Origin of the sequence: Bradyrhizobium sp. WYCCWR 13022 (genome assembly GCF_030435535.1) — a bacterium.
Taxonomy (GTDB): Bacteria; Pseudomonadota; Alphaproteobacteria; order Rhizobiales; family Xanthobacteraceae; genus Bradyrhizobium.
In genome coordinates, this window is the sequence record NZ_JAUIZJ010000002.1 from 643512 (window position 1) to 660045 (window position 16534).

16 protein-coding genes are annotated in these 16534 nt (G+C 64.2%); 7 read left to right on the forward strand and 9 right to left on the reverse strand.

Annotated features, from left to right (window positions below; genetic code table 11):
• Positions 1–9: 9 nt before the first annotated feature.
• Positions 10–804, reverse strand: coding sequence for an enoyl-CoA hydratase/isomerase family protein (locus tag QY049_RS04195; RefSeq protein WP_301269026.1), 795 nt, complete (start codon positions 802–804; stop codon positions 10–12).
• A 116-nt stretch (positions 805–920) separates the two neighbouring features.
• Between QY049_RS04195 and QY049_RS04200 the strand changes: the two genes are divergently transcribed.
• Entirely contained in the window at positions 921–1586 is a 666-nt protein-coding gene (locus tag QY049_RS04200) for a GntR family transcriptional regulator (protein WP_301269027.1), read from the forward strand.
• A 13-nt stretch (positions 1587–1599) separates the two neighbouring features.
• Here the strand turns inward: QY049_RS04200 and QY049_RS04205 are convergent, their stop codons facing one another.
• The 5 genes from QY049_RS04205 to QY049_RS04225 form a co-directional block, all read right to left on the reverse strand.
• Positions 1600–2319, reverse strand: a complete 720-nt coding sequence (locus QY049_RS04205; RefSeq protein WP_301269028.1) for a haloacid dehalogenase type II — start codon at positions 2317–2319, stop codon at positions 1600–1602.
• Between the two features lie 123 nt (positions 2320–2442).
• Positions 2443–3444 (reverse strand): class II fructose-bisphosphatase, encoded by a 1002-nt coding sequence (gene glpX, locus QY049_RS04210; protein ID WP_194476066.1) that lies wholly within the window; start codon positions 3442–3444, stop codon positions 2443–2445.
• 95 nt (positions 3445–3539) lie between these two features.
• Positions 3540–4856: a homoserine dehydrogenase gene (locus tag QY049_RS04215; RefSeq protein ID WP_194476067.1), complete on the reverse strand. Its 1317-nt coding sequence runs from the start codon at positions 4854–4856 to the stop codon at positions 3540–3542.
• Positions 4857–4884: 28 nt separating this feature from the next.
• Complete coding sequence (locus tag QY049_RS04220; protein WP_194476068.1) at positions 4885–6105, reverse strand: LL-diaminopimelate aminotransferase; 1221 nt, start codon at positions 6103–6105, stop codon at positions 4885–4887.
• Positions 6106–6351: 246 nt separating this feature from the next.
• Positions 6352–6627 (reverse strand): hypothetical protein, encoded by a 276-nt coding sequence (locus QY049_RS04225; protein WP_194476069.1) that lies wholly within the window; start codon positions 6625–6627, stop codon positions 6352–6354.
• 253 nt (positions 6628–6880) lie between these two features.
• On the opposite strand from QY049_RS04225, the gene QY049_RS04230 reads away from it, so the two are divergent.
• Positions 6881–8692, forward strand: a complete 1812-nt coding sequence (locus QY049_RS04230; protein WP_194476070.1) for an alpha/beta hydrolase — start codon at positions 6881–6883, stop codon at positions 8690–8692.
• 50 nt (positions 8693–8742) lie between these two features.
• Positions 8743–9141 (forward strand): MAPEG family protein, encoded by a 399-nt coding sequence (locus QY049_RS04235; protein ID WP_301269029.1) that lies wholly within the window; start codon positions 8743–8745, stop codon positions 9139–9141.
• A 168-nt stretch (positions 9142–9309) separates the two neighbouring features.
• On the opposite strand, the gene argC is transcribed toward QY049_RS04235, so the two are convergent.
• From argC to QY049_RS04250, 3 genes are all read right to left on the reverse strand, one after another.
• The gene (gene argC, locus QY049_RS04240) at positions 9310–10293 is read right to left on the reverse strand and encodes an N-acetyl-gamma-glutamyl-phosphate reductase (RefSeq protein WP_301269030.1); all 984 of its coding nucleotides are present in this window, start codon (positions 10291–10293) and stop codon (positions 9310–9312) included.
• Positions 10290–10982 (reverse strand): FMN-binding negative transcriptional regulator, encoded by a 693-nt coding sequence (locus QY049_RS04245; RefSeq protein ID WP_301269031.1) that lies wholly within the window; start codon positions 10980–10982, stop codon positions 10290–10292. The genes argC and QY049_RS04245 overlap by 4 nt, the downstream gene beginning before the upstream one ends.
• 226 nt (positions 10983–11208) lie before the next feature.
• Positions 11209–11739, reverse strand: coding sequence for a DedA family protein (locus QY049_RS04250; RefSeq protein ID WP_301269032.1), 531 nt, complete (start codon positions 11737–11739; stop codon positions 11209–11211).
• Positions 11740–12012: 273 nt separating this feature from the next.
• Here QY049_RS04250 and parE point away from each other — a divergent pair, with 273 nt between their 5' ends.
• The 4 genes from parE to QY049_RS04270 all read left to right on the forward strand — a co-directional run bounded on the left by parE (position 12013) and on the right by QY049_RS04270 (position 16520).
• Entirely contained in the window at positions 12013–14052 is a 2040-nt protein-coding gene (parE, locus tag QY049_RS04255) for a DNA topoisomerase IV subunit B (protein ID WP_301269033.1), read from the forward strand.
• A gap of 426 nt (positions 14053–14478) precedes the next feature.
• Positions 14479–15264, forward strand: coding sequence for an outer membrane protein (locus QY049_RS04260; RefSeq protein WP_301269034.1), 786 nt, complete (start codon positions 14479–14481; stop codon positions 15262–15264).
• Between the two features lie 278 nt (positions 15265–15542).
• Positions 15543–15728: a hypothetical protein gene (locus QY049_RS04265; RefSeq protein WP_301269035.1), complete on the forward strand. Its 186-nt coding sequence runs from the start codon at positions 15543–15545 to the stop codon at positions 15726–15728.
• A gap of 21 nt (positions 15729–15749) precedes the next feature.
• On the forward strand, positions 15750–16520 hold the full coding sequence (locus QY049_RS04270) for an SDR family NAD(P)-dependent oxidoreductase (protein ID WP_301269036.1): 771 nt from the start codon (positions 15750–15752) through the stop codon (positions 16518–16520).
• The last annotated feature ends 14 nt before the right edge of the window (positions 16521–16534 follow it).

Below are 16534 nucleotides of genomic sequence, written 5' to 3' on the forward strand. Positions count from 1 at the left end.
CGGGGCGTCCTATTGACCGCGCCACTGCGGGGCGCGCTTGCTGAGGAAAGCATCGAGCCCTTCGCGAAAATCCTGGCTCGTGTAGCACATCAGGATAAGGTCTTCGCCCTCGTCCCGCGTCAGCCGCTTCTGCAGGCGCGCGACCGCCTGCTTGGTCGCGTTCAGCGTCAGCGGCGCGTGGCTGGCCACGAGGCGCGCGACCTCGTCGGCACGCTTGTCGAGCGCTGCGAGATCGTCGACGACCTCGCCGAGCAGCCCGATTCCCGCAGCCTCCGCGGCATCGACGAGCCGCGCGGTAAAGATCAGATCCTTGACGCGCGCTGCCCCGATCAGCGCGGTCAGACGGCTGACATTGGACATCGACAGGCAATTGCCGAGCGTCCGCGCAATGGGAAAGCCGATCCTGGCGCTCCGCGTGCCGATGCGCAGGTCGCAGGCCGCGGCGATGCCCGCCCCGCCGCCGGTGCAGAAGCCGTTGATCGCGGCGATGGTCGGCACCCGGCATTGCTCGAGCGTCGTCAGCACCCGGTCGATCCGGTTCTCGTAATCGATGGAATCCTGCGGCGTCCTGAATTCGCGGAACTGGTTGATGTCGGTTCCGGAGGCAAACGCCTTGTCGCCGGCCCCGCGCAGCACCAGCACCCGGATGGACCTGTCGTCGTTGGCCTGCGCGCAGATGGCGGCGAGCCGCTCGTACATGGCGAAGGTGAAGGCGTTGCGCGCCTGCGGGCGATTGAAGGTGATCCGCCCGATTCCGTCGCTGCATTCAAAAACGAGGTCGTCCGCCGCCAGGGCCTGGTCCATTTCCTCGATCCCGTCTGTTTTTTGAATTTTTGAATGCAAAATTTGGGAATTTCAAGATATAATTACCTAACTTTCGTCTATTGGACCATTTTTGCATTCAAAAATAGAGATAGCCCATGCTGCACGAAGAGGTCGTCGGCCGTATCCGCGACATTCTGCTCGACGGCGAGATCCCGCCGGGCGCGCGGATTCCCGAGCGCGAGCTGTGCGAGCGGCTCGAGATCTCGCGCACGCCGCTGCGTGAGGCGCTCAAGGTGCTGGCTGCAGAGGGCCTCGTGCAGCTCCTGCCCCATCGCGGATCGCGTGCCGCCAAACTGACCGACAAGGACATGCGCGACCTCTTCGAAGTCTGCCAGGGCCTCGAAGCATTGGCCGGCGAACTCGCCTGCGAGCGCATCACCGATCGCGAGATCGCCGAGATCGCCGCCGCGCACGTCGCGATGGTGCAGCATTATCGCGAAGGCGATCTGCTCCAGTATTATCGCGGCAACCGCGCCATCCACGAGGGGATCGTCAATGCCGCGGGCAATCCCGTACTGTCAGGACTCTATGCGTCCGTGACCGCGCGCATCCGCCGCGCCCGCTACGTCACGCCGATGACGCCGCAGCGCTGGGCGTTCGCCGTCAGCGAGCACGAAGCTATCCTGAACGCACTTCAGCGCCGCGACGGCGTCGGCCTCTCGCACATCCTGCGCGCCCATCTGCGCCACAAGCGCGACGAGGTCCTGCAGGCGGGTTTCGCGGAGACGGACGGGAGCGAGCCCGCGCTACGGATTGCGTGAGGGCGCGGCTCGGCTAGCAGCCGAGCTTGTCGGCGATGCCGCCGAAATCCCTGGCGACGATGTCCCAGTTGCCGGTGGCGTCGAAATCGACCTTCTGAAGCGGGCCGTATTCGGTCGGCCGTGCGACGAAGGCGGTTTTCAGACCGTATTTCTGCGCGGCGGCGAGATCGCCATTGTGGGCGGCGACCATCATCACCTGCTCGGGCTTGAGGCCGAGCAGCCTTGCAGCGCCGAGATAGGTTTCGGGATCGGGCTTGTAGTGCTCGAAAAGCTCGGCCGACATGATCAGGTCCCACGGCAGGCCGGCATACTTCGCCATGTTGGTGAGCAGCGCGACGTTGCCGTTCGACAGCGGCGATATCACGAACTTCGTCTTCAGCCGCGTCAGGCCGGCGACGCTGTCGGGCCAGGGGTTGAGGCGGTGCCAGCCCTTGGTGAGGTGGTCGAGATCGGCATCGGTGAGGCCCTTGATCGCGAACTTCTCGACCAGCTTTTCGAGGGAACGCCGATGCAGATCGTCGAGCATGACATAGCCGCGCTCGGGATGCTCGCGCACGTCCTGCATCGAGGCGACATACATGCCGCGCCAGCCGTCGACGAGCGCTGTCCAGTCGGCGCTGATGCCGCGGCCCTTCCCCCACCACATGAAATCGGTGATCAGGCTGGTGCGCCAGTCGACGACCGTGCCGAACACGTCGAAGATCAGGGCTTTGACGGCGGAGAGATCGGACATGGCGCTTCCCTGATTGTTCTTGTCGTCATTCCGGGGCGCGCCAGAAGCGCGAACCCGGAATGCAGAAGTTGTGGCGCGAGATTCCGGGCTCTCGTTTCGCTAGTCCCGGAATGACGGCAAACGTTAGTCCAGGTGGAACTTCGCGAGCTCGCGGTGCTCGGCCTTGATGTAGCGCACGGTGCCGGTGACCGAGCGCATCACCACGGTCTCGGTCTCGATCACGCCGTCCTTGCGGAACTTGACGCCCGACAGCAGTGAACCGGTCGTGACGCCCGTGGCGGCGAACAGGCAGTCGCCGCGGGCCATGTCCTCGATGCCGTAGATCATCTTGGGATCGTTGACGCCCATCTTGGCCGCGCGCTCGCGCTTCTCGTCGGAATCCAGGATCAGCCGGCACTGCATCTGGCCGCCGATGCAACGCAGCGCGACCGCAGCGAGCACGCCTTCCGGCGCGCCGCCGGTGCCGAGATACATGTCGACGCCGGTGTTGTCGGGGTCGGCGCAGTGGATCACGCCGGCGACGTCGCCGTCGGTGATGAGGCGAACGGCCGCTCCCGTCGAGCGCACGCTCTCGATGATGCTGGCATGGCGCGGACGGTCGAGCACGAGAACCGTAATACCGTCGGGCTTGACGCCCTTGGCCTTGGCGAGGCGGCGGACGTTGTCGGCAGGGCTCGCGTCGAGCTCGACGACGCCCTTGTCGTAGCCCGGACCGATGGCGAGCTTCTGCATGTAGACGTCGGGGGCGTGCAGCAGCGTGCCGCCGTCAGCCATCGCCATGGTAGCAATCGAACCCGGCATGTTCTTGGCGCACAGCGTGGTGCCTTCGAGCGGGTCGACCGCGATATCGACCTCGGGGCCCGCCTTCATGCCGACCTGCTCGCCGATATAGAGCATCGGCGCCTCGTCGCGCTCGCCCTCGCCGATCACGATGGTGCCCTGGATCGGCAGCTTGTTGAGCTCGCGGCGCATGGCGTCGACGGCGGCCTGGTCGGCCGCCTTCTCCTGCCCATGCCCGCGCAGCCGCGCCGACGACACCGCCGCCCGTTCCGTCACACGCACGATCTCCAGCGTGAGAATACGCTCGAGCAACGCCTGCGGCGGCACTGAAATATGGGTCGACATCGGCTCACTCCTTCGAAACGTTTGGGACGGAAATCTCCGTCCGCATCAACTCGTAACATCAGCAGTTCGTTCGAACCGCTTCGTGTCTTTCTCGCTCAGTTCTTCTCAATCCTGATGACCTGCGGCCGTCCGCTGATCACCTTGTCCTTTTGCACGGCCGCGAGCGCGCGGCGCACCGCGTCTTCATGGGTCGCGTACGTGATCAGGATGACGGGCACGGGCACCGCCTTGCCGTCGGCCGGCGCAGCGCCGCCGTTGGGGTGACGCTGCACGATCGACTCGATCGAAATCTTCTGCTCCGCGAGCCGGGTCGCGATCGCAGCCGCAGTACCCGGGAAATCGCGTGCCAATAGGCGGATGTAGTAGCCGCCCTCGTGTCGCTCCATCGGCGCCTTCCTGGTGTCGCGCAAATGCGCGATCGGCCGGCCGAACGGATTGGCTCGGATGCCGCGCGCGACATCGGCGATATCGGCGACGACGGCGGATGCGGTTGCAGCGCCGCCGGCACCGGGACCAACCAGCGTGATCGGCGGAATGCCCTCACCATCGATCGTGACCGCATTGGTGACACCCATCACCTGCGCGATCGAGGATGTCTTGGGAACCATGGTCGGATGCACGCGCTGCTCGATGCCCTTGGCGGTGCGAACGGCAACGCCGAGCAGCTTGACGCGGTAGCCGAGATCGGCGGCCGCGCGAAGATCTTCAGGCGCGATGGAGGAGATGCCTTCGACATACACTGCGCCTTGAGCAACTTTCGTGCCGAAGGCAAGGCTGGCGAGAATGGCGAGCTTTTGTGCGGTGTCGTGACCGTCGACGTCGAAGGACGGGTTGGCCTCGGCATAGCCGAGCCGCTGCGCATCCTTGAGACACTCGGCGAACGACAGGCCCTCCTGCTCCATCCGGGTCAGGATGTAATTGCAGGTGCCGTTGAGGATGCCGTAGACGCGATTGATGCCGGTTCCGGCAAGACCTTCGCGCAAGGTCTTGATGACAGGGATCGCGGCGCCGACGGCTGCCTCGAAATTCAGCGCACCGCCATGCTTTTCGGCGGCCTTGGCGAGCTTGATTCCGTGCTTGGCGAGCAGTGCCTTGTTGGCGGTGACGACAGACTTGCCGGCGTTGAGCGCAGCTTCGACGGCGGAGAGCGCGGGGTCGCCGGCGCCGCCCATCAGTTCGACGAAGCAGTCGATGCCGGGATGCGTGGCGAGCGCAAGCGGATCCCTCACCCATTCGACGCCGCGCAGATCGATACCGCGCTTCTTTGCCTTCGAGCGCGCGGTGACGGCAACGACCCGAATGCCGCGGCCGCTGCGGCCCGCGAGCACGCGCGCCTGTGTTTCAATCAAACGGACAACTTCGGCGCCCACGGTGCCGAGCCCCGCTATGCCCACTTTCAGGGGTGCAACCATGATGCTTTAGTGAACCTGCAGAAGAGAATTAGCGCCTGTTGGCGAGCGGAACGACGTTGTGCAACGTTTCGATGCCGCTTTCAAGGAAGCGGCGCACGCCGCGCGCGGCCTGCCTGATCCGTTGCTCGTTTTCCACCATGGCGATGCGGACATATCCTTCACCATGCTCGCCGAATCCGACGCCGGGCGAGACCGCGACACCTGATTTCTCCACCATGAGGGTCGCGAACTGCATGCTGCCGACGCTGCGGAACGCTTCCGGCAGCGGCACCCAGGCGAACATCGAGGCTTCCGGCGGCGGAATTTCCCAACCGGCGCGGCCGAACGATTCCACCAGCGCGTCGCGGCGCTTGCGATAGGTGTCGCGCATCTCCTTGATACAATCGTCGGGGCCGTTCAGCGCCGCGGTCGCGGCGACCTGCACCGGCGTGAATGCGCCATAGTCGAGGTAGGATTTGACGCGGGCGAGCGCCGCGATTACGCGCTCGTTGCCGACCGCAAAGCCCATGCGCCAACCGGCCATCGAATAAGTCTTCGACATCGAAGTGAACTCGACGGTGACGTCGATGGCGCCCGGCACCTGGAGCACCGAGGGCGGCGGGTTGTTCTCGTCGAAATAGACCTCGGCATAGGCAAGATCAGACAGGATCAGGATCTCGTGCTTCTTCGCGAAAGCGACGAGGTCCTTGTAGAAGTCGAGGCTCGCGACATAGGCGGTCGGGTTCGACGGATAGCAGACCACGAGCGCGAGGGGCTTGGGGATCGAATGCACGATCGCCCGCTCCACCGCTTCGAAAAATTGAGGCGTCGGCTCCGAGGGCACCGAACGGATCACGCCGCCCGCCATCAAGAAGCCGAAGGCGTGAATCGGGTAGCTCGGGTTCGGACAGAGGATGACGTCACCAGGGGCGGTGATCGCCTGGGCCACGTTCGCAAAGCCTTCCTTCGAGCCCAGCGTCGCCACCACCTGGGTGTCGGGGTTGAGCTTCACGCCGAAGCGGCGGGCGTAATAGGCGGCCTGAGCCCGGCGCAGGCCGGGGATGCCGCGGGACGCCGAGTAGCGGTCGGTGCGCGGCTTGCCCAGAGTCTCCTTGAGCTTCTCCAGCACGTGCGGGGGCGCCGGCAGATCGGGATTGCCCATGCCGAGATCGATGATGTCGGCGCCGGCATTCCGCGCGGCCGCCTTGGCCCGGTTGACCTGCTCGAACACGTAAGGCGGAAGGCGGCGGATGCGGTAAAAATCTTCCATGGCTCTCTGGGCTCCGGGCAACCGGTCAGGACAGAATCGAGGGGAGATGACCGCCCCTTCGAGGAGACAGCGCCCGACGCACGAAAATCGCTCGAAATCAAACACTTGGAGCGATTTACGGCGACAAGGACTGAACTCCTTCGCCCTGACTCTCGGCTGAATTGAAGTCTTTTTAGCACGGAGTGGCGGGGGCGCCAGCGATTACCTTGCGGCTCTCTCCGGCCGTCCTCTTCCCTTTTGCCGCCCCTATTTGGCGTCTTTTGCGGCGACGGCCTGGCGGTCGCGCGCTGCGGCAAGCTCGGCTTCGATCTTGGCACGCTGGTCCGGTGGGATGATGGCCTCATCGCGATCCGGCGGCAGATCGTGTACCGGAAGGTAGCCGCCGGAATCCCTGGAATGGGCCTGCGCGTCGGTGGGGGTGTAGTCAGCCAACTGACTCGAACACCCTCCCAAGGCGAGCGCCGCGATCAGCAGCGCGCCAGCAATCGGCAGCGACTTTTGCAGGTCCCACAACGCCAACACTTGGGAAATCCCCTACCCGTCCCAACGCAAGGCTGCCGGCAACTTAACCAACAACCTGCCCAAGCTCAAACCATTGCTGCCCACAAATGGTACGAGCGAGAAATCATCCAAGGCCCACGGCACAAGACGTGCCCGCCGATTGTGACGAAAGCAAGAAGGCTTGTCGCAGTGCAGCACATCTTCGCGCCTGTTTGGCACGAAACCAGCGAGCTTCGCGGTGACGAATACGGAATCAATCGGTAGTGTTGCCTTCATGAGTACCGCCACGACCGACACGCCCACGTCAAAGCCCGAAACGAAGTTCAATGCGGAAGCCTTCGCGATGAATGTCGCGCGGGCGATGGAGAGCGGCGGCAAGGCGCTCGCCGCGTATCTGAAGCCGCGCGAAAGCGGCGAGGTGCAGGACCGTCCGCCGGCCGAGCTCACCGAGGTGGTGAAGACCTTCACCTCGGTCGCCGAATATTGGCTGTCGGACCAGTCGCGTGCGTCCGACCTCCAGACCAAGCTCGCCAAGGACTATCTCGATCTCTGGGGCTCGGCGGCGCGGCGAATGGCCGGCCAGGAGGCGCAACCCGCGATCGCGCCCTCGCCGCGCGACAAGCGCTTTGCCGATCCGGAATGGAAGTCGAACCAGTTCTTCGATTTCGTGATGCAGCTCTATCTGCTCACGGCTAAATGGGCGCAGGAGCTCGTGAACGACGCCGAGCTCGACCCGGCGACCCGCCGCAAGGCGGAGTTCTATGTGCAGCAGGTCACCAACGCGATCTCGCCGTCGAACTTCGTGCTGACCAATCCCGAGGTGCTGCGCGAGACCGTTGCCAGCAGCGGCGAGAACCTCGCGCGCGGCCTGACCATGCTGGCGGAGGACATCTCCGCCGGCAAGGGCATGCTGAAGATCCGCCAGTCCAACCCGGACAACATGGTCGTCGGCGTCAACATGGCGACGACGCCGGGCAAGGTGATCTACCAGAACGAGATGATGCAGCTGATCCAGTATGCGCCAACCACGGAGAAGGTGCTGCGCACGCCGCTGCTGATCATTCCGCCCTGGATCAACAAATTCTACATCCTCGATCTCAAGCCGGAGAAATCCTACATCAAGTGGTGCGTCGATCAGGGCATCACCGTGTTCGTGATCTCATGGGTCAATCCCGACAAGAAGCTCGGCGGCAAGAGCTGGGAAGACTACATGAAGGAAGGCCCGCTCACGGCGATGGACGTGATCGAGAAGGTCACCGGCGAGATGAAGGTGCACACCGCCGGCTATTGCGTCGGCGGCACCATGCTCGCGACCACGCTGGCCTGGCTCGCCGAGAAGCGGCGCCAGCGCGTGACCTCGGCGACCTTCTTTGCCGCACAGGTCGACTTCACCCATGCCGGCGATCTCCTCGTCTTCGTCGACGAGGAGCAGATCGCAGCGCTCGAGCAGGACATGAAGACATCCGGCGTGCTCGAAGGCTCCAAGATGGCGATGGCCTTCAACATGCTGCGCTCGAACGACCTGATCTGGTCCTACGTGGTCAGCAACTATCTGAAGGGCCAGCAGCCGAGCGCGTTCGACCTGCTGCACTGGAATTCCGATGCGACGCGGATGACGCAGGCGAACCATTCCTACTACTTGCGCAACTGCTATCTGGAGAACCGGCTGTCGACCGGCACGATGGTGCTCGACAACACCCTGCTCGACCTCTCCAAGGTCAAGGTGCCCGTCTACAACCTCGCCACGCGCGAGGATCACATCGCGCCGGCGGAGTCCGTGCTTTACGGTTCGCAATTCTTCGGCGGGCCCGTGAAATACGTGCTGTCAGGCTCGGGCCACATCGCCGGCGTCGTCAATCCGCCGGCGTCGAACAAGTACCAGTACTGGACCAACGACAACATCAAGGACGTCAACGTCGCCCAGTGGATGAAGGGCGCGGTGGAGCACAAGGGCTCGTGGTGGCCGGACTGGCGCGAATGGCTGGGCGGGCTCGATCCGGAGGAAGTGCCGGCGCGTAGCGTCGGCACCGAGGCGCTGCCCCCGATCGAGGATGCCCCCGGCAGCTACGTCAGGGTTCGCGCGTAGCGCTGGTTTTCGTATAAGCTCACGACATCGACTCTAGAGGGGACCGGGTTATGACGCGCGAATTGTTCTGGCTGACCTGTACGGTGATCTTCACTGGCATCCTGTGGGTCCCCTACATTCTCGACCGTTGCCAGGTCCGCGGCCTCTCCGGCGCGATGGCCAACCCCTCGCGCGGCGACAAGCCCCAATCGCCGTGGGCGACGCGCCTGATGTTCGCACACGACAACGCGGTCGAGAACCTCGTGATCTTCGCACCGCTGGTGCTGATCCTGAACGCGATCGACTATTCCTCGAAATGGACCGTGCTCGCCTGCGCGGTCTATTTCTGGTCGCGCGTCGCCCATCTCATCGTCTACGCAATGGGACTACCGGTGTTCCGCACCCTCGCCTTCGTCGTCGGCTTTGCCGCCCAGGCCGTGCTGGCGCTGGCGATCTTCAAGGTGTTCTAGAACTACCGCTTCGGCGGCCCGGTCGTCGCGAAGTAATGAAGTCTCGTGTGCCGGACGCGCGAAGCGCGAGCCGGGCCCCAGGGAACACCAAATAGAGAAAGCATGGGCCACGGATCTGCAGCGCACCACTGAAGAAGTGCTGCGCTGCGTCCGGGGCACGAGACTACCCTACTCTTCCGGCAGGCCCAGCATCAGCCGCATGTTCTGCATGGCTGCGCCCGAGGCGCCCTTGCCGAGATTGTCCAGCCGCGCGACCAGCACCGCCTGGTGGTATTTGTCGCTGGCGAAGACGTACAGCTCGAGCATGTTGGTCTCGTTGAGGGCTTCCGGCTCGAGCCGGCCGCCCTTGGTCGCTTCGTTCTGAAGCGGCATCACCGAGACATACTTCGAACCCGCGTAGCGCTTGGCAAGGGCGGCCTGCAGATCGGCACCGCTGGGCTTGCCCGGCAGCGTGTCGAGCTGGAGCGGCACCGAGACCAGCATGCCCTGCCGGTAGTTGCCGACCGAGGGAATGAAGATCGGCCGCCGCGTCAGGTTCGAATAGAGCTGCAGTTCCGGCAGATGCTTGTGCTCGAAGCCGAGGCCGTAGAGTTCGAACGACGGCGCGCTGCCGTCTTCGAAGCTTGCGATCATCGACTTGCCGCCGCCGGAATAGCCGCTGACCGCGTTGACGGTGATGGGATAGTCAGGCGGCAACAGGCCGGCGTCGACGATCGGCCGGAGCAGCGCGATGCCGCCGGTCGGATAGCAGCCGGGGTTGGAGACCTTCTTCGCGGCCTTGATCTTGCCGACCTGGTCCGGCGTCATTTCCGGAAAACCATAGGCCCAGTCGGGCGCGACCCGATACGCGGTCGAGGCGTCCAGCACCTTCGGGCCCGCTGCGCCCATGCTGTCGACCAACGCGACGGTTTCCCTGGCGGCGTCGTCGGGAAGGCAGAGGATGACGAGATCCACCTCCTCCATCAGCGCCTTCTTGGCCGCGGGATCCTTGCGCTTGTCGTCGGCGATGGTCTTCACAACGACATCGTTCTGAAGCTTGAGGCGCTCGTTGATGCCGAGCCCGGTGGTGCCGGAGCCGCCGTCGACGAAGACGCTGGCGGGCTTCTTGGCCGCGCCTGATGTCGGGGCTTTCGTGGTTTCGGTGAGGCTCATGACACGCTCCTTTCGAGCTTGTTCGTATCCGCAAAAACTTGATCTTCGAACGCTTGATCTTCGAACGCTTGCGGCCTTGCCTGCCGCATCAATCGTGAAATCTGCCTGGCGTCGGCATCGCGCTCGCCCAGCGCAGTCGCGATCGCCGCATAGTCGGCGTCCGATTTGTGCTGGTTGAGCTTGAAGCTGCCTTCGACCTCGTCAACGGTCATCACCAGACCCACGATCGCCTTCTTCAATGTCTCGAACCGGCCGGCCGTCATCTTCGCCGACGTCCACGGCGTCTTCGGCAACAGCCAGCTCTCGAAGATGTCGCTGAGCGTGTCGATCTGAACCGCCAGCTCATCGTCCGACATCGGCCGCACCGGGCCGCCCAGATGCACCGATTGATAGAGCCAGGTCGGCACCTGATCCGGCGATACGTACCAGTCGGGCGAGACATAGGCATCGGGCCCGTTGATCGCGAGCAGCCAGGACGTCGCGCCGTCCGCAAGCTTTACCAGCGGATTGTGACGGGCAACATGAAAGGCGGCCTGCGGCGTGCCATCGGCCGCATAGGTCAAGTAAAATGGCAGCGGTGAGGCGACCGGCTTGTGGCCGTCGAAGGCGCACATCGTGCCGAAACCGCGTTCCTCGGCGAATTTCAGGCTCGCGGCGCGATCCGGCTTGAAAAAGGGTGGCGTGTACATCGTGGTCTCCTGCTGGGCCTCCTTGGGGGGCCGCCGGATCAGATCGCGCTGACAGGAGAGAGAATGCCGCGGATCGGGTCCAGCGGCAAAGACGATGATCTCAAACGCGATCGACCGCCCAAACCGCTAAAGAGCGGCGGCGGCGACGGGCGAACAGGATGGTCGCGGCGTTGATCATGGCGCGCGGCTATAGAGCGAGATCCGGTTCCCGTCAAGGTTTGCGGCGTCAGATGACGCGCCAGATCCATTCCATGACCTTCGCGATCACGTCGCCGAACAGCAGGAGCGCCGCCGACCAGACCAGCGCGGAGACGAAATTGGCGACCTGGAAACTCCAGTAAGGCATCTCGAAAATGCCGGCGGCGAGCGGCACGGAGGCACGCAAGGGGCCGAAGAAGCGGCCGATGAAAATGCTAGGCACGCCCCAGTTGCGCACGAACGCCTCGCCCCTGGGCAGGATTTCCGGGTAGCGCGACAGCGGCCAGATTTGCGCGACGTGTTCCTTGTAGCGATAGCCGAACCAGTAGGAGACCCAGTCGCCGAGGGCAGCGCCGAACGCGCCGGCAATCCAAATCGGATAGAAGCTGATGCCGCTCGCACCGATCAGCGCGCCGATGGCGACCAGTGCGCCCCAGGCCGGGATCAGCAACGAGATGAAGGCGAGCGATTCCCCGAATGCCAGCACGAACACGATCGGGGCAGCCCAGGCCTGGTGAAGGCGCACGAAATCGGCCAGTGCGTGCGCGTACTGCTCCATTCCAGAATGCCTTCCCGCCCCGCCGTGAGGTGCTGCTCGATGAAAAACACTGGTAAGCCAGGGACTTGTGTGACATCAAGTCACAAAGTCCGGCTCCGAGCAGACGGCAGCGTCAAATTGCCGGGAATTGGCCAGGCTGCGGCGTAAAATCGCCGGGATTGGCTCCCAACGACGCCGCGGGGCCGGCCCGGCGGTGACCTTTGCCGGCCAGCCGTGGCATAGTCGCAGCAACCGATTCGCCGCCCGCGCGGCCCTCAAGGCGCATCAAGATATATGTCCAAGCAATTGAAGATGAAAGCCAAAGACGATTTGTTCGAGGGTAACGAGCCGAAGGGACGCGCGAAAGCCGCTCCGCGCGCGAGCGGTGGCGAGGCCGATTACACGGCCGCCGACATCGAGGTGCTCGAAGGCCTGGAACCGGTGCGGCGCCGGCCCGGCATGTATATCGGCGGCACCGACGAAAAGGCGCTGCATCACCTCTTCGCCGAGGTCATCGACAACTCGATGGACGAGGCGCTTGCGGGACACGCGACCTTCATCGGCGTCGAGCTCAGCGCTGACGGCTTCCTCACCGTCACGGACAACGGCCGCGGCATACCGATCGATCCGCACCCCAAATTTCCGAAGAAGTCGGCGCTCGAAGTCATCATGTGCACGCTGCATTCGGGCGGCAAGTTCGACAGCAAGGTCTACGAGACATCAGGGGGTCTGCACGGCGTCGGCATCTCCGTGGTGAACGCCCTCTCCTCGCACCTCGAGGTCGAGGTCGCGCGCGGCCAGAAGCTGCATCGCATGACGTTCGAGCGCGGCCATCCCAAGGGCAAGCTCGAGGATCTCGGCAAGGTCAGCAACCGCCGCGGCACGCGCGTGCGCTTCAAGCCCGACACCGACATCTTCGGCGCCAAGGCCGCGTTCAAGCCGCAGCGTTTGTTCAAAATGACGCGCTCGAAGGCTTATCTTTTCGGCGGCGTCGAGATCCGCTGGAATTGCGCGCCCGAGCTGCTCAAGGGCGTCGAGGACGTGCCGGCGGAGGCAACCTTCCACTTCCCCGGCGGCCTCAAGGACTATCTGGCGGCGGCGATCCATGCCGACACGCTGGTGCATCCTGACATCTTCTCCGGCAAGTCGGGCCGCAACGGCGCGCATGGCGCCTGCGAATGGGCCGTGGCGTGGACCGCGGACGCCGACGGCTTCCTCTCCTCCTACACCAACACGGTGCCGACGCCCGATGGCGGTACGCACGAATCCGGCCTGCGCAGCGCGCTGCTGCGCGGCCTGAAGGATCACGCCGAGCGCGTCGGCCAGGGCAAGCGCGCCTCGTCCATCACCTCGGAAGACGTGATGGTGGGCGCGGCCGTGATGCTCTCGGTGTTCGTGCGCGAGCCCGAATTCCAGGGCCAGACCAAGGATCGCCTCGCGACTGCCGAAGCTCAGCGCATCGTCGAACAGGCGATGAAGGATCCGTTCGACCATTGGCTGTCGGGCAATCCGAACATGGCCAACCGGCTGCTCGATTTCGTGATCGACCGCGCCGAAGAGCGGTTGCGCCGTCGTCAGGAAAAGGAAACCGCGCGGAAAACCGCCGGCAAGAAGCTGCGGCTGCCCGGCAAGCTCGCCGACTGCACCGACCCCGGCACCGAAGGCTCCGAGCTGTTCATCGTCGAGGGCGACTCGGCCGGCGGCAGCGCCAAGCAGGCACGCGATCGCAAGACTCAAGCCGTGCTGCCGCTACGCGGCAAGATCCTCAACGTCGCCTCCGCCGGCAAGGACAAGCTGACGGCGAACGCCCAGCTCTCGGACCTCGTGCAGGCGATCGGCTGCGGCCAGCTCCTGCACTATCGCGAAGAGGATCTGCGCTATCAGCGCATCATCATCATGACCGACGCCGACGTCGACGGCGCGCACATCGCCTCGCTGCTGATCACCTTCTTCTACCGGCAGATGCCCAAGCTGATCGACGAAGGACATCTCTTCCTCGCGGTGCCGCCGCTCTACAAGCTGACCCACGGACAGAAGTCGGTCTACGCACGCGACGACAAGCACAAGGACGAGCTGATCAAGAGCGCCTTCAACGCCAACGCCAAGGTCGAGGTGAACCGCTTCAAAGGCCTCGGCGAGATGATGCCGGCGCAGCTCAAGGAAACCACCATGGACCCGAGCAAGCGCACGCTGCTCAAGGTGGTGCTGCTGCCCGACGACCGCGACACCACTGCAGATTCGGTCGAGCGGTTGATGGGCACCAAGGCCGAGGCACGCTTCGCCTTCATCTCCGACAAGGCCGAGTTCGCGAGCGACGAGCTGCTCGACGTCTGAGGCCGCGATCCCCGCTCAAAAGCCCCGGCCCGACGCCGGGGCTTTGTCATTTTGGGGATAGGATGACCGTGTTCCGGCGCCTGATCCGGGCGATCCGCCTCTCGAAAGCGCGACTCGGCCAACGACTCACAGCGGGCGGTGCGGCCGCCAAGGCTGGGGCAGGATTGCCTCCATTTCAGACAAAGCCGAATTCCTAACGAAAACTTACCCAAAAAGAAGAACCTAGAAAGCTCGCAATGCATTGAATTTGCACGGTTTTATCTAAGTTCGGTGACAGTACTCAAAAACCCGCCCGAGGGGCGTTTTCCGGCGACTGTGCCTGCCCTGCAACAGCATTTCGGCGAGAACCGTCTATAGTCCGGGCATCAGAACACACGGACTTCAGTGCGCTCGCGCCTGCTACGAACGAAGGTTGGGGATTTTATCATGAAGAAGATTGTTCTCGCACTGACCGCGATTGCGGCGATGACCGGTTCGGCTTCGGCCGCCGACCTTGCCGCCCGTCCGTACGTGAAGGCTCCGATGGCTGCACCGGTTGCCAACTGGACCGGCTTCTACGTGTTCGGTGGCGCCGGCGGCGGTCTCTCGAACTCCGACCAGAGCATCGTTTCGACGACGACCGGCACGCCCCTCACGATCACCCAGCGTCAGGGTGGTTCGGGCTGGTTCGGCACCGTCGGTCTCGGCTACGACTGGCAGTTCAGCAGCACCTGGGTCGCCGGCGTGTTCGCCGACGGTCAGTTCGGCAGCATCCGCGCCACCGTGCAGGATCCGATCAATCAGATCACCGGCAGCCAGAAGCTGGAAGACTCCTGGGCCGCCGGCGTGCGCCTCGGCTGGCTGGTCGCCCCGAACGTTCTGTCCTACGTCAACGGCGGTTACTCCGGCGCCCACTTCGGCAGCACCTCCTTCACGACCCTGGCTGGCGGTCCGACCGGACTGCACCTCAACGGCTATAACCGCAACGGCTGGTTCGTTGGCGGCGGCGTCGAGAACAGCCTGAACATCTTCGGCATCTCCTCGCCCGGCTGGTTCATGAAGACCGAATACCGCTCGGCCTTCTACGATCAGAAGACCCGGGATGAAATCTCCGACGCGACCAACCTGCCGACCGGTGTGAACAGCGTCCGTGCCAACAGCTGGAACCAGACGATCTCGACCTCGCTGGTCTACCGCTTCAACTGGACCGGCCCGGTCGTCGCCAAGTACTGATACGATCTGAACTCGACCTCAGACGTCAAAGCCCCGGCATCCCCGGGGCTTTTTCGTTGTGAGGCCTGTTGGCGCGTAACGCCGACGCGCCACATCGCGGTCTCGAGCCGCGGTGACCAATCACCCTTGCGCACGGACATGCGTCCTCCCCGCGGCCTTGCGTCCGCAGCCATTGTATCTGAGCCGAACCTGCGGCTAGTCTTGCGACAAGTTTTCGCGGCCCGCGGCGATCGTTCTTGCCGTGGGTCACGACAAAGCAGTCCAATGGGGAGGAATGCATGCGCAGATTTCTGCTTGTCGCAGGCCTGATTGCCCTCGCTGTTGGGCTGCTCTGGATCGGACAGGGCACGGGCACCGTCGCGTGGCCCCGATCGAGCTTCATGATCAACCAGCTGCAATGGGCCGGCTATGGCGCCGCCATGGCCGGCCTCGGCCTGGTCCTGATCTGGCAAAGCAACCAATAGAAGAAACCAGGAAGTGAAAGCATGACATCCAACCGGTTCGATCTCCGCGGCAAGGTCGCGATCGTCACGGGAGGCAACGGCGGCATCGGGCTTGGCCTCGCGCACGGGCTCGCCGACGCCGGCGCCGATATCGCAGTGATCGGGCGCAACGAAGCCAAGTCGGCCGCGGCCGTCGCCGATCTCAAAGCGCGCGGCGTGAAGGCGATATCGGTCACCACCGACGTCACCGACAAGGCCGCGGTCGCAGCCATGATCGACCGCGTCGTCAAGGAGCTCGGTCGCATCGACATTCTGATCAACAACGCCGGCATGAGCATCCGCAAGCCGCCGCACGAGCTCGAGCTCGACGAGTGGAACAAGGTGATCGACACCAACCTCACCAGCGCCTTCGTCTGCTCGAAGCTGGCCTACCCGGCCCTCAAGGCATCGGGCAACGGCAAGGTGATCAACATCGGCTCGATGATGTCGATCTTCGGCGCGAGCTTTGCGACCGCCTATGCGGCAAGCAAGGGCGGCATCGTGCAGTACACGCGCGCCTGCGCCAATGCCTGGGCACCGGACAACATCCAGGTCAATGCGATCCTGCCGGGCTGGATCGACACCGACCTCACCCGCGGCGCGCGCAAAGAGGTCTCGGGCCTGCACGAGCGCGTGCTGGCGCGGACGCCCGCGGGGCGCTGGGGCGACATCGACGACTTCGCCGGCATCGCCGTCTTCCTCGCCTCATCAGCCTCGAACTTCGTCACGGGCACCGCGATCCCCGTCGACGGCGGCTTCTCGGTCATGGCCTGAGGCGCCGCCACGGC

Coding starts and splice junctions, on each gene's coding strand:
- QY049_RS04195 (WP_301269026.1), bottom strand. CDS start 804: ATGGACCAGGCCCTGGCGGCGGACGACCTCGTTTTTGAATGCAGCGAC.
- QY049_RS04200 (WP_301269027.1), top strand. CDS start 921: ATGCTGCACGAAGAGGTCGTCGGCCGTATCCGCGACATTCTGCTCGAC.
- QY049_RS04205 (WP_301269028.1), bottom strand. CDS start 2,319: ATGTCCGATCTCTCCGCCGTCAAAGCCCTGATCTTCGACGTGTTCGGC.
- glpX (WP_194476066.1), bottom strand. CDS start 3,444: ATGTCGACCCATATTTCAGTGCCGCCGCAGGCGTTGCTCGAGCGTATT.
- QY049_RS04215 (WP_194476067.1), bottom strand. CDS start 4,856: ATGGTTGCACCCCTGAAAGTGGGCATAGCGGGGCTCGGCACCGTGGGC.
- QY049_RS04220 (WP_194476068.1), bottom strand. CDS start 6,105: ATGGAAGATTTTTACCGCATCCGCCGCCTTCCGCCTTACGTGTTCGAG.
- QY049_RS04230 (WP_194476070.1), top strand. CDS start 6,881: ATGAGTACCGCCACGACCGACACGCCCACGTCAAAGCCCGAAACGAAG.
- QY049_RS04235 (WP_301269029.1), top strand. CDS start 8,743: ATGACGCGCGAATTGTTCTGGCTGACCTGTACGGTGATCTTCACTGGC.
- argC (WP_301269030.1), bottom strand. CDS start 10,293: ATGAGCCTCACCGAAACCACGAAAGCCCCGACATCAGGCGCGGCCAAG.
- QY049_RS04245 (WP_301269031.1), bottom strand. CDS start 10,982: ATGTACACGCCACCCTTTTTCAAGCCGGATCGCGCCGCGAGCCTGAAA.
- QY049_RS04250 (WP_301269032.1), bottom strand. CDS start 11,739: ATGGAGCAGTACGCGCACGCACTGGCCGATTTCGTGCGCCTTCACCAG.
- parE (WP_301269033.1), top strand. CDS start 12,013: ATGTCCAAGCAATTGAAGATGAAAGCCAAAGACGATTTGTTCGAGGGT.
- QY049_RS04260 (WP_301269034.1), top strand. CDS start 14,479: ATGAAGAAGATTGTTCTCGCACTGACCGCGATTGCGGCGATGACCGGT.
- QY049_RS04265 (WP_301269035.1), top strand. CDS start 15,543: ATGCGCAGATTTCTGCTTGTCGCAGGCCTGATTGCCCTCGCTGTTGGG.
- QY049_RS04270 (WP_301269036.1), top strand. CDS start 15,750: ATGACATCCAACCGGTTCGATCTCCGCGGCAAGGTCGCGATCGTCACG.